This window comes from Roseateles chitinivorans, from assembly GCF_002761755.1.
In the GTDB taxonomy this organism is placed as follows: domain Bacteria; phylum Pseudomonadota; class Gammaproteobacteria; order Burkholderiales; family Burkholderiaceae_C; genus Roseateles; species Roseateles chitinivorans.
The window spans coordinates 1-11991 of sequence record NZ_PEOG01000051.1; the positions used below are offsets into that span (position 1 = coordinate 1).

The window sequence follows — 11991 nt, forward strand, 5'->3', positions numbered from 1 at the left end:
CGTCGAGGGCGTCGCCCCCGGCTTCACCGGCGCGACCGGCTGGCTCAACTCGCCGCCGCTGGCGCTCGAGGCATTGCGCGGCAAGGTGGTCGTCGTCAGCTTCTGGACCTACTCCTGCATCAACTGCCTGCGCACGCTGCCCCATGTCCGCGCCTGGGCGCAGCGCTATGCCGGGCAGGGGGTGGTGGTGGTCGGCGTGCATTCGCCGGAATTCGCCTTCGAGAAGGACCCGGCCAACGTGGCACGCGCGGCCAAGGACCTGAAGCTCGACTACCCGATCGCGCTGGACGACGGCTACAAGATCTGGCGCGCCTATCGCAACCGCTTCTGGCCGGCGATCTACCTGGTCGATGCGCAAGGGCGCCTGCGCCATCACCAGTTCGGCGAGGAAGGCGCGGAGACCACCGAGCAGGTGATCCAGGCGCTGCTGCGCGAGGCCAAGGGCGCCGCGCCGATGCCGCCCCGGGCGGCCGCGCCCGTCGCGACCGACTTGAGCGGCGTCGGCATGCCGGCGGACCTCGACAACCTGCGCTCGCCGGAGAGCTACCTCGGTTATGCGCAGGCCAATGCGATGGCCTCGCCGGAGCCGCTGCTGCGCGACCAGCCGCGGCGCTACTCGGCGGGCCGCCTCGGCCTGAACGAATGGGCGCTGTCGGGGCTGTGGACCGTCGGACCGGAGTTCGCGCAACTCGGCGGCATGACGGCCGGCACCGATGGGGGCGGCGCCGGCGGGACGGGCGGCGCGGGGGCGATCGCCATCCGTTTCCATGCGCGGGACCTGCACCTGGTGATGGCCGGGCCGCCCGATGGCGCGCGCTTCGTGCTGACGATCGACGGACAGGCGCCTGGCGAGGAGCACGGCCTGGACGTGGACGCGCAGGGGCGCGGGCGTGTCGACGCCAGTCGGCTCTACCAGCTGGTGCGCCAGCGCGGAACGGTGCGCGACCGGCGAATCGAGATCCGTTTCCTGGACCCCGGCGTGCGCGCCTATGCCTTCACCTTCGGCTGATCGCCCGCTCATACATGCGTATAGGGACGCCCTCGCGGGCGTCCCTTGCGCCTTGGCTTCTGCTACCTTGCGCGCCAGCGCATCGAGGTGTCCGTCATGCAGTCCCTGATCCCATCGTCCGTCCGACCCGGCCTTCCCGCCGCGGCGCCCGCGGACGCGGCCATGCGCCGCACCGTCTACATCGTCGACGACGAGGACCTGATCCGCAGCTCGCTGGCCAGCCTGCTGCGCTCGATGGACCTGGAGGTGCGGGACTTCCCGACGACCGCCGCCTTCCTCGCCGCGCCCAAGGGGCCCGGGCCGGGCTGCCTGGTGCTGGACGTGCGGCTGCGCGGCGAGAGCGGGCTGGCCTTCCAGCAGTCGATGGCGAGCCGCGGACTCGGGCCGATGCCGGTGATCTTCATGACCGGGCATGGCGACGTGTCGATGACGGTCCGGGCGATGAAGGCCGGCGCGCGCGACTTCCTGGAGAAGCCATTCCGCGACCAGGACATGATCGACGCGGTTGTCGCCGCGCTGGACGCGGACGCGCGCCGGCTGGCCGTCGAGCGCGCGCTCGACGATGTGCGCGGCTGCTGGGCCTCGCTGACGCCGCGGGAGCGGGAGGTGCTGGGCCATGTCGCGGCCGGCCGCATGAACAAGCAGATCGCCGGCGAGATGGGCATCGCGGAGATCACCGCCAAGATCCATCGCGGGCAGGCGATGCGCAAGATGCGCTCGCGCTCGGTGGCGGAGCTGGTGCGCAAGATGCAGGCCATCGGCGTGATCCGCGAGGCCGCCTGATGCCTGGCATCGGCCACCCGACGGCGCCGCCGCGCGCGCTCGTGGCCATCGTCGACGACGATCCCTTCGTCCGCGCGGCCACCAGCAGCCTGGTCCGCGCGGTCGGTTGGGAGGCGCGCAGCTACGCGTCGGCGATCGAGTTCCTGGAGGACGGCGTGGCGCCGCGGGTCGACTGCCTGGTCTGCGACATCCACATGACCCGCCTGGACGGCATCGGCCTGCTGGCGCGGTTGCAGCGCGATGGCCTGGCCGTGCCCACCGTGTTCATCACCGCGCTGACCTCGGCGGCGGTGCGCGAGCGCGCGATGGGACAGGGCGCGCTGTGCGTCATCGAGAAGCCGGTCGACGCAGGGGAGCTCGAGGACTGGGTGCGCCGCGCGCTGGCACCAGCCGGCTGACCCCCAGCATCACCGCGAGGTTGAGCGCCAGCCCGACGATGCCGATGTTGAGGTCATGCACCCAGGCCGGCGCGGCGGGCAGCAGCGTGCGTGTCGTCGCGCCGGTGACGACGGTGAACGCGACGAAGCCCACGCCGACCAGCACGCCCGCGATCGCGCCATGCCGGCTGGCGAGCCGCGGCGCGACCAGTGCCGCCAGCAGCGCAGGGGCCAGCTGCGTGACGATGCCGAAGCCCATCAGCAGCAGCGCGACGATGCTGGCGCCGCCGCCCAGCGTCAGCAGCACCGCGATCACGGTCAGCAGCGGCGCCGCGAGCCGCGAGACCGCGGCCAGCCGCGCGTCGTCGCTGCGTGGGAACAGCGGCCGGTAGAGGTTGCGCGCCAGCAGCGTCGAGGCCGAGATCAGCATGATCGAGCCCGGCACCAGCGCGGTCAGCATGCCGGCCGCGCCGATGACGCCGACGAACCAGGGGTCGAAGGTCTTCAGCGACAGCTTCAGCAGGGCCAGGTCGATCTGGCCGCCGCTCAGCCCCGGCACCTCCAGCACCGCCGCGAAGCCGGCGAACATCGAGAACAGCATCACCAGCGCGTACAGCGGCATGACGACCGCATTCTTGCGGAAGCTGCGCTCGGACTTTGCGGTGAACACGGCGCTGAACGCATGCGGCCAGAGGTACATGCCCAGCGTCGAGAGCGCCACCGTCGACAGGAACCAGACCGGGTTGCGGCCCTCGGCGGGCAGCGCGAGGAAGCCGGGCCGGGCTGCCTCGATGCGCTCGAACATCGGGCCCAGGCCGCCATGGTGGTGATACGGCAGATAGAGCCCCAGGAACACGCAGACCAGCAGCACCAGCACGTCCTTCACCACCGCGGTCAGTGCCGAGCCGTGGATGCCGGACAGCATCACATAGACCGTCATGACGCTGGCGCCGATCCAGACGGCGGCCGCCGGCGACAGCGCGCCGTACGAGGTCAGCTCGACGATCAGGCCCAGGCCCTTCATCTGCACGACCAGGTAGGGCACCAGCGCCAGCAGCGCGACCACGGCGACCAGCAGGCCCAGCGCCGGGCTGTCGTAGAGCCGCGCGAAGACCTCGGGCTGCGTCATCGCGCCATGCCGCTTGGCGAAGCGCCAGATCGGCGGCAGCAGCCAGTACGACATCACGAAGGCCAGGCAGGTGTAGACCAGGATGTAGAGCGCGGCGCCGCCGTGGCCATAGGCGTAGCCGCTGGCGCCGAGGAAGGTGAAGGTGGTGTAGAGCTCGCCGGCCATCAGCACGAACACGAGCAGCGCGGAGAAGCCCCGCCCGCCCACGCTCCACTGGGCCAGGTCCATGGTGACGCCGCGCCGCGCGCGCAGGCCGGTCCAGAGCGCGAAGGCCAGCGCCGCCAGCAAGACGATGGTGGCGGCGTTCATGCGTCGGTCCTCGGGTCGGGGCCGTCGTCGGCGCCGTTTTCCGTGTCGCCGCGGTTGGCCGGGTCGAGGCGGTAGATCGCCGCCATCACCAGCGCGGCCAGCAGCACGCCCGCGATCGTCCAGGCCATGAAGAACGGCAGCCCGAGCACGAAGGGCTGGACGCGGTTGGCGAGGACCACGCCGGCCAGCGCGTGCAGCACCGGCAGCAGGGCCAGCCAGCGGTGGCGCCGCGACGGCGGCACGTGGGAGGCAGCGGGCGTCATCGGATCATTCCTTCGTGGAGGACGGCTTGGCCAAGGGGCACCCCAGGGCCAGGGAGGATCGACCGGCGGCTCAGCATGCGGCGGATCGCGGCGCACATCAGGACGCACCCGGTGCGCGGACCAGGCCGCGGCCGGCGGCGGCCAGCGCGCGCAGCACGACATCCGGCGTGGCCGGCGCCTCGCGGACCCGCGCGCCGGTGGCGTGGTGGATCGCGTTCAGGATCGCGGCGGCCGTCGGCACCAGCGCCGGCTCGCCGATCCCCTTGGCGCCGTAGGGGCCGATCGGCGTCGGCGCCTCGACGAACAGCACCTCGACCTCGGGCACGTCATGCACCGTCGGGATCAGGTAGTCATGCAGGTTGTTGTTGCGGCCGGGCAGGTACTGCTCCATCAGCGCCAGGCCGACGCCCTGGGCCACGGCGCCTTCGATCTGGCCCTCCAGCAGCGTCGGGTTGACGCGCCGGCCGACGTCATGCGCGGCGACGACGCGGCGCACCCGCACCCGCCCGGTCTCGAGGTCGACTTCCACCTCCGCCATCTGCGCGCCGAAGGCGTAGGTCGCGTAGGGCCGGCCCTGGCCGGCGGCGTCCAGCGATCGCGTCGGCGGATCGAAGCGCTCCTCGGCGCACAGCGCATAGCCCTGCGCATCCAGCGGCAACTCGCGCAGCGACAGGCGCGCGTCGCCCGCGCCGACCCAGCCGTCGCCGAAGTGGATCGACGCCTCCTCGGCCGCGCCGAGCAGCGCACGGATGCGCCGCCGCAGCGCCGTGCCGGCCAGGAAGGCCGCCCGCCCGGTCACGAAGGTCTGGCGCGAGGCCGAGGTGCGACCGCAGTCGGGCGTCAGGTGGGTGTCGGGCCCGACGATCTGGAGCCGGCCCACCGGTACGCCGAGCGCGTCGGCCACGATCTGCGGGATCACCGTGTTCGAGCCCTGGCCGGCGTCGACCGCGCCCTGGTGCAGCACCAGCGTCCCGTCGGGCCGCACGCCGATGCGCACCGTCGACGGATTGGGCGTGCCGGTGTTGCCGCAGCCATAGAAGAACGCGGCCAGACCGACGCCGTGCCGCAGCTGTGGCGGCGCCTCGGCATTGCGCGCGGCGAGCCGCGCCCGCGCCTCGGTCCACCGCGGCCGCAGCGCATCGAGGCACTCGATCAGGCCGACGCTCTCGTCCAGCAACTGACCGGTCGGCAGCATGTCGCCGGGCCGCAGCGCGTTGAGCGCGCGGAACTCCAGCGGATCCCAGCCGGCCTTCAGTGCCAGCTCGTCGATCAGCTGCTCCTGCGACATCGTCGTCTGCGGCACGCCGAAGCCCCGGAAGGCGCCGGCCGGCGTCACATGCGTGTGGATGGCGCGGGCCCGCGCCGCGTAATGCGGCAGCCGGTAGGGACCGCACGCATGGACCGGCACGCGGTTGGCGACGGCCGTTCCCCAGGAGGCGAAGGCGCCGGTGTTGTAGTCGCCCTCGAACTCGACGGCCCGCAGCCGGCCATCGCTGCCGGCCGCCATCGTCGAGACGATGCGGGCCGGATGGCGCTTGGTCGACGAGGCCATCGACTCCTCGCGGGTGAAGACGATCGCGACCGGCCGGTCCAGGTGCCAGGCGGCGACCGCGAGCAGCGGTTGCACCGTCATGTCCAGCTTGCCGCCGAAGCCGCCACCAACGGCGGTCGGCACGACGCGCACGCGCTGCTCCGGCACGCCCAGCACGCGGGCCAGGTCCTCGCGGTGCGGATGCGGCGCCTGCGTCGGCGAATGCAGCTCGATCGTGTCGCCGACGCGGCGCGCCCAGCCGGCTTCCGGCTCGAGGTAGGCATGCTCGACGAAGCTCGACGCGAAACGGCCGGTGACCACATGCGCGGCGTCGCGCAGCGCGGACGCGGCGTCTCCGCGCAGTACGCGGCCCTCGACCAGCAGGTTGCCGGCGCGGCTCGCATGCAGCAGCGGGGCGCCTTGGCGGGCGGCCTCGTCGACGGTGAAGACCGCCGGCAGCGGCTCCCAATCGATCGGGAAGCCGGTGAGGTCCAGTCCGGCGACGGCCTCGCGCTCGCCGACGATCAGTGCGACCGCTTCGAGGTGATGGCGGGCCTCGCCGGCGGGCAGCACCGGCTGGTCGGCATAGGCCGGCGCGATGCCATGCAGGTTGCGGCCCGGTACGTCGGCATGCGTCAGCACGCGGTGCAGGCCGGGGTGGGCGCGCAGGTAGGCGTCGAGGTCGCCGAGCACGAAGCGCGCGCGTGGAAAGGGGCAGCGCACCGCGCGCAGGTAGAGGCTGTCGGCGGGGATGCCGTCGGCGCCGAATCCTTGGCTGCCGTCGACCTTCTCGGCGCCGTCCAGCCGCGTCAGCGGGCGGCCGACCGCCGGGCCCTCGCCGGCGCCGGGCGGTGGCGTGAGCGGGCGGGGCGCAGCACCGGTGCCGACCTCGGTTACCGCGTCGACGATCTTGCGATAGCCGGTGCAGCGGCACAGCACGCCGTCGATCGCGGCGCGGGCGCCGGCGCGATCCCGCACCTCGCCGGCGTCGATCGCCGCCGAGGCCGCCATCAGCATGCCGGGGATGCAGAAGCCGCACTGCACCGCCTGGTGGGCCAGAAAGGCCTGCTGCAGCCGGGCGCCGCACCGACTGGCAGCGGCGAGGCCCTCGACCGTCGTCACGCGGCAGCCGTCGAGCTGCGCGACCGGCGTCACGCAGGCGTAGCGCGGCTGGCCGTCGACGACGATCGTGCAGCTGCCGCAATCGCCCTGGCCGCACCCGACCTTGGTGCCGCGCAGTCGCAGGTCCTCGCGCAGGAAGTCGACCGCGGTGCGGGCCAGATCGGCCGGCAGCGCCTGTCGCAGGCCGTTGACCTCGACCCATCCCGACTCGGTCGGGGCGTTCGTCGCGGCGCGAGCGTGGATCGGATCAAGCGGACGCGCCATCGCCGGCCTCCTTCATGCAGCGCGCGCAGGCGCGTTCGACGGCAATGCGTGCCAGGTGACGACGCAGGCCGGCGGAGCCGCGCACATCGTCGATCGGCGCCAGTTCGGGCAGGGGGCTCTCGCGGATCAGACGCGACAGGGCGTCCGGCCGGGCGCCTTCCAGGCCTTGCTCGAGCGCGCGAAGGCGCACCGGCACCTCGGACGCGGCGCCGACCGCCACCGCGGCCTGCGACACGACGCCGCTCTCGGACCAGCGCAGGCGGACGGCGGCCGAGACCACCGCCAGCGCGGTGCCGTCGCGGTTGGCGCACTTCAGGAAGGCGGTGCGGCCGGCCGTGGCGCTCGCGGGAAGGAGGACGGCGGTGAGCAGCTCATCGGCGGCGAGCGCCGTGCGGCGGCGGCCGAGCAGGAACTCATCAAGCCGCAGCCGGCGCATGCCGCGCAGGCTGGTCAGCTCGACCTGGGCGTCCAGCGTCAGCAGCGGCGGCACGCCGTCCGCCGCCGGCGCGGCATGGCAGAGGTTGCCGCCCAGGCTGCCCGCGACGCGGACCTGCCGCGAACCCACCTGATGCGCGGCTTCGCGCAGCGAGGCCGGCAGCAGCGCGCAGCGCTCGATCGCGTCCCAGGTCGTGGCAGCGCCGATGCGCAGGTCGCCGTCGCGCGGGGCGATGCCGTGCAGCGCGTCCAGGCGGCTGATGTCGAGCCAGCCGCCGCTGGGCGGCCGTGCGCCCGGGTCGGCATAGGCATCGGTACCGCCGCAGAGGACGCGACGCGGCGCGGGCCGCGGCTCGGCCAGCACGGCAAGCGCGTCCTCGAGCGAGGTGGGGCGGAAGTAGGTCATCGGGGCAGTCGGCCGGGGCCCGTCGCGAGGCGCGGGACACGCGCCTGGGTGGGTGAGGGGCGGTGTGCCGGGCCGGATGAATTCATCCTACAAGTCGCGGCGGACATCACGGATGGCCGATGGCCGCGATGTCCACGGGGCTGGCGACGCGCTACCTCGAACGGGGTACCGGTTCCGGGAAAACGCGGCTCCTGGCCATGCCGATGGCGCAGTGCGCTGAACCCGCGGCGCGATCGCGCCGCCGGCTCAGGCCGTGACCGGGAGCGGCGCCGCATCGGCCCGCACGACGCGCAGCACGCTGTCGGTGACGAAGCGCTCCCAGGCGGCGACCGCCTCCGGCGTCTCCAGCGATTCGCCCAGGAAGGCGGACAGCGTGTGGCGGTTGGAGGTGAAGAAGTAGGCCGTCGACACGATCAGCAGATAGACATCGCGCGGGCGCAGGTCGGCGCGGAACAGGCCCTGTGCGACGCCGGCGTCCAGGATGTCGCGGATCAGGTCGACCGCGGTGGACGAGTACTCCACCGCCTTCTCCGACTTCGCCACATGCTTGCCCTTGTGCAGGTTCTCGGTGTTGAGCAGAGTGACGAACTCCGGGTGGCGGCGGTAGTAGTCGATCTTGAAGCGGATCACCGTCTTGAGCGCCGCGACCGGGTCGGCGGTGTCCGGCGCGCAGGTGGCTTCCGCCCGGTCCATGCGGTGGTAGATGCCCTCGAGCACCGCGATGAACAGGCCCTCCTTGCTGCCGAAGTAGTAATAGATCATCCGGTCGTGCGTCTTCGCCGAACTGGAGATCTTCTCGATGCTGCCGCCGTCGTAGCCGTAGCGCGCGAACACCTTGGTCGCTGCCTTGAGGATGCTGTCGCGGGTGGCCTGCGCCGCGGCCTCGCGCACACCGGTGCCGCGCACCGCCTTGGTCTGCTTCGTCTGAGCCATGAATGTCCTGAATGCGATTTCATGTAGCGAGCACTACATGAATCGCCTCATGATACGCAGCGCCGGGGCCACCGGCAACCGGGTTGTCCTCGGGCCCCCGGGACCATACGCAGGTATGGGCCGGCGCGCCCGCAGGTTCAATTTGCCGCGCGCGGCGGCGCTGCTCTGATGGCGGACAGCGGCGGGACAGGGGTTCCGCCGACATCCACCCCGATCCAGCAGAGGCCCGCCATGTCTTCACCTTCGCCCCGTTCCTTCCTCCCGGCCGCCCTGGGCGCCGTCGCCGCGCTCGGCGTCGCGGCCGTGCTGTCGGCCGCCGGCCCGGCGCTCGCCAAGGATGCGCCCGTCGCCGCCGCCAAGCCCACCATCGTGCTGGTCCACGGCGCCTTCGCCGACGCCTCCAGCTGGAACGGCGTGGCCGGCGAGCTGCGTGGCAAGGGCTATCCCGTCGTCGCGGTCGCCAATCCGCTGCGCAGCGTCTCCGGCGACGCGCGCTACACCGCCAGCCTGCTCGACAAGATCGCCGGTCCGGTGGTGCTGGTCGGCCATTCGTACGGCGGCTCGGTGATCAGCAATGCCGCCACCGGCAATGCCCGCGTGAAGGCGCTGGTGTATGTCTCGGCCTTCGCGCCGGAGCAGGGCGAGTCGGTCGTCGAGCTGGCCGGCAAGTTCCCCGGCAGCACCCTGGGCGACGCGCTGGCCGCGCCGGTGCCGCTGCCCGAGGGCGGCGTGGACCTGTACATCGACCAGGACAAGTTCCGCAACCAGTTCGCCGCCGACGTGAAGCCGGACGCCGCGCGCCTGATGGCCGTCGGCCAGCGTCCGGTGGCCGAGGCGGCGCTGAAGGAACCCAGCCAGGGCACCGCGTGGAAGGACCACCCGGTGTACTTCGTCTACGGCGCCGCGGACAAGAACATCCCGCCGGCCGCGATGGCCTGGATGGCCGAGCGCGCGCATGCGCGCCGGACCGTCGTGATCCCCAATGCCTCGCACGTGCCGATGGTCAGCCACGCCCATGAGGTCGCCGCGCTGATCGAGACCGCCGCGAAGTCCGCCGAGTGAGTCGGCAACAGGAGACCGCCATGACCGCAGACACCCACCGCCGCGACTTCCTGTCGCTCGCCGCCGCGACCGGCGCCGGCCTGGCCCTGAGCGGGCTGACCGGCCGGGCGACCGCCGCCACCTCCGCCCCGGCCGCCGTCGGCCGCGCCGCCTTCGGCCCGGTGCGGCAGATCGACGCCGGCCCGCTGAACGTCGGCTACATCGACATCGGTCCGCGCAACGGCACGCCGGTGATGCTGTTCCACGGCTGGCCCTACGACATCCATGGCTACGAGGAGGTCGCGCCGATGCTGGCGTCGCAGGGCTTCCGCGTGATCGTGCCGCACCTGCGCGGCTACGGCACGACGCGCTTCCTCTCGGACGCCACGATGCGGTCGGCGCAGCAGACCGCGCTGGCGGCCGACGGCATCGCGCTGATGGATGCGCTGGGCATCCGCAAGGCCATCTTCGGCGGCTGCGACTGGGGCGCGCGCAACGCCTGCGTCATGGCCGCGCTGTGGCCCGAGCGCTGCCAGGCGCTGGTGTCGGTGAGCGGTTTCCTGGTGCTGGATCGGACCACCGCGCTGACGCCCCTGTCTCCGGCCGACGAGTTCACGTGGTGGTACCAGTACTACTTCGCCACCGAGCGCGGCCGCATCGGCTACGAGAAGAACCTGAAGGCCTTCGCCCGCTTCATCTGGCACCAGGCCTCGCCGAAGTGGAACTTCGACGACGCGACCTTCGATCGCAGCGCCGCGAACCTGGTGAACCCGGACCACGTCGCGCTGGTGGTGCACAACTACCGCTCGCGCATCGGCGCGGCCGAGACCGACCCGCAGTACGAGCCGCTCGAGACCCGGCTGGCGCAGGTGAAGACGGTGGCGATGCCCACGATCACGCTCGAGGGCGACGCCAACGGCGCACCGCACCCACCGGCGGCCGCTTACCGCTCGCGCTTCACCGGCAAGTACGAGCACCGCGCGCTGACCGGCGGCATCGGCCACAACCTGCCGCAGGAAGCGCCGGCCGACTTCGCCAAGGCCGTCATCGACGTCGCGCAGTGGTGAGCCTGGCGTCCGCCGCTTGCGCCTCCCCGCTTCCCGTTCCACTTTCCGACTTCGAGGGATTTCTCCATGACCCGCACGATCGACAAGGTTCTCTATACCGGTTCCACGCTGACCACCGGCGGCCGCGACGGCACCGGCAAGTCCAGCGATGGCGCGCTCGACGTCCGGCTGAGCCTGCCGGGCTCCGGCGGGCCGGGCACCAACCCCGAGCAGCTGCTGGCGGTCGGCTGGTCGGCCTGCTTCATGGGCGCGATGCGCCGCGTGAAGACCGCCGAGCCGATCCGCGTGCCCGACGACGCGTCCATCCAGGCCGACATCTCGCTCGGCACGACCACCGACGGCGGCTTCGCGCTGGCGGCGAAGCTGCACGTGGTGCTGCCCGGCCTGACCGAGGCGCAGAAGTGGGCGCTGGTGGACGGCGCGCACCAGATCTGCCCGTACTCGCTGGCGACGCGCGGGAACATTGAAGTGAGCTTCACCGTCGGCTGAGCGTTCCGGCCCCGCCACGACGGTCACGTCGAGCGGCCGAGGCTCAGAGCTCGATGATCCCGCGCTTGAGCGCGATCGTGACCGCGTGGGTGCGGTCCTTGGCGGAGAGCTTGCCGAGGATGGTCCGCATGTGGACCTTCACCGTCTCTTCGGTCAGCGACAGGCTTTCCGCCACTTCCTTGTTGGCGTGGCCCAGCGCCACCAGGCGCAGCACCTGTGTCTCGCGCAGCGAGAGCGTGCGGCTGCCGGCGTGCTCGGCGATGGCCGCCTCGATTACCGCCGGCACCATCAGCTGTCCGGCATGCACGCCGCGGATCGTCTCGATCAGCTCGGTGCGCATCAGGCCCTTGAGCAGGTAGCCGCAGGCGCCGGCCTTCATCGCGCGCACCGCCTGGAAGTCGCCCGGGAAGGTGGTCAGGATCACGATCCGCGCCTGCGGGAACTCGCGGCGGATCGCGGTCATCGCCTCGATGCCGTCCATGTCCCGCATGCGCAGGTCCATCAGCGTGACATCCGGCTGGTGCTGCCGGAAGCGCGCCACCGCCTCGAGCCCGGTCGAGGCCTCGGCGACGAGGCGCATGTCGGGCTCGGCATCGATGACGGACGCGATGCCGCTGCGCATCAGCGCATGGTCATCGACGGCCATCACGGTGATGGGCGGAGAGGTCGGGGCGGGATCGATCACGCGGACTCGGGTCGGAAGCGACAGGGCCGAAGCGTAGCCGCACCGGCCCGCGTCGGGCCTCCGCAAGTCCCCGCAGCCTCCCTCGAAAGAGTTAGCGCCGGCGGTCGGTCCGTCGGCGCGCGCGCTGATCGCCCGGCCGGCCGCGAGC

12 protein-coding genes are annotated in these 11991 nt (G+C 72.4%); 6 read left to right on the forward strand and 6 right to left on the reverse strand.

Annotated features, from left to right (window positions below; translation table 11 throughout):
* From CS062_RS17655 to CS062_RS17665, 3 genes are all read left to right on the forward strand, one after another.
* Window positions 1–1009, forward strand: a 1009-nt coding sequence (locus CS062_RS17655) for a redoxin domain-containing protein (RefSeq protein WP_143742401.1), incomplete at its 5' end; no start/stop codon positions are given.
* A 162-nt stretch (window positions 1010–1171) separates the two neighbouring features.
* Entirely contained in the window at window positions 1172–1792 is a 621-nt protein-coding gene (locus CS062_RS17660; protein ID WP_233218119.1) for a response regulator transcription factor, read from the forward strand.
* Window positions 1792–2190 (forward strand): response regulator transcription factor, encoded by a 399-nt coding sequence (locus CS062_RS17665; RefSeq protein WP_099862901.1) that lies wholly within the window; start codon window positions 1792–1794, stop codon window positions 2188–2190. The genes CS062_RS17660 and CS062_RS17665 overlap by 1 nt, the downstream gene beginning before the upstream one ends.
* On the opposite strand, the gene CS062_RS17670 is transcribed toward CS062_RS17665, so the two are convergent.
* From CS062_RS17670 to CS062_RS17690, 5 genes are all read right to left on the reverse strand, one after another.
* The gene (locus CS062_RS17670) at window positions 2120–3607 is read right to left on the reverse strand and encodes a sodium:solute symporter family protein (protein WP_099862902.1); all 1488 of its coding nucleotides are present in this window, start codon (window positions 3605–3607) and stop codon (window positions 2120–2122) included. The genes CS062_RS17665 and CS062_RS17670 overlap by 71 nt on opposite strands.
* Complete coding sequence (locus CS062_RS17675; protein ID WP_099862903.1) at window positions 3604–3870, reverse strand: DUF3311 domain-containing protein; 267 nt, start codon at window positions 3868–3870, stop codon at window positions 3604–3606. Before CS062_RS17675 ends, CS062_RS17670 begins: the two co-directional genes overlap by 4 nt.
* 97 nt (window positions 3871–3967) lie before the next feature.
* Window positions 3968–6787: a molybdopterin-dependent oxidoreductase gene (locus CS062_RS17680; RefSeq protein ID WP_099862904.1), complete on the reverse strand. Its 2820-nt coding sequence runs from the start codon at window positions 6785–6787 to the stop codon at window positions 3968–3970.
* Window positions 6771–7628 (reverse strand): FAD binding domain-containing protein, encoded by an 858-nt coding sequence (locus CS062_RS17685; RefSeq protein WP_099862905.1) that lies wholly within the window; start codon window positions 7626–7628, stop codon window positions 6771–6773. Before CS062_RS17685 ends, CS062_RS17680 begins: the two co-directional genes overlap by 17 nt.
* A 246-nt stretch (window positions 7629–7874) precedes the next feature.
* Entirely contained in the window at window positions 7875–8561 is a 687-nt protein-coding gene (locus CS062_RS17690; protein WP_099862906.1) for a TetR/AcrR family transcriptional regulator, read from the reverse strand.
* A gap of 231 nt (window positions 8562–8792) precedes the next feature.
* On the opposite strand from CS062_RS17690, the gene CS062_RS17695 reads away from it, so the two are divergent.
* The 3 genes from CS062_RS17695 to CS062_RS17705 all read left to right on the forward strand — a co-directional run bounded on the left by CS062_RS17695 (window position 8793) and on the right by CS062_RS17705 (window position 11158).
* Window positions 8793–9623: an alpha/beta fold hydrolase gene (locus CS062_RS17695; protein WP_099862907.1), complete on the forward strand. Its 831-nt coding sequence runs from the start codon at window positions 8793–8795 to the stop codon at window positions 9621–9623.
* Window positions 9624–9643: 20 nt separating this feature from the next.
* The gene (locus tag CS062_RS17700) at window positions 9644–10669 is read left to right on the forward strand and encodes an alpha/beta fold hydrolase (RefSeq protein WP_099862908.1); all 1026 of its coding nucleotides are present in this window, start codon (window positions 9644–9646) and stop codon (window positions 10667–10669) included.
* 66 nt (window positions 10670–10735) lie between these two features.
* A complete protein-coding gene (locus tag CS062_RS17705) occupies window positions 10736–11158 on the forward strand; it encodes an organic hydroperoxide resistance protein (protein ID WP_099862909.1) in 423 nt (140 codons plus the stop codon).
* A 43-nt stretch (window positions 11159–11201) separates the two neighbouring features.
* On the opposite strand, the gene CS062_RS17710 is transcribed toward CS062_RS17705, so the two are convergent.
* A complete protein-coding gene (locus CS062_RS17710; protein ID WP_438270484.1) occupies window positions 11202–11843 on the reverse strand; it encodes a response regulator in 642 nt (213 codons plus the stop codon).
* Window positions 11844–11991: the final 148 nt, after the last annotated feature.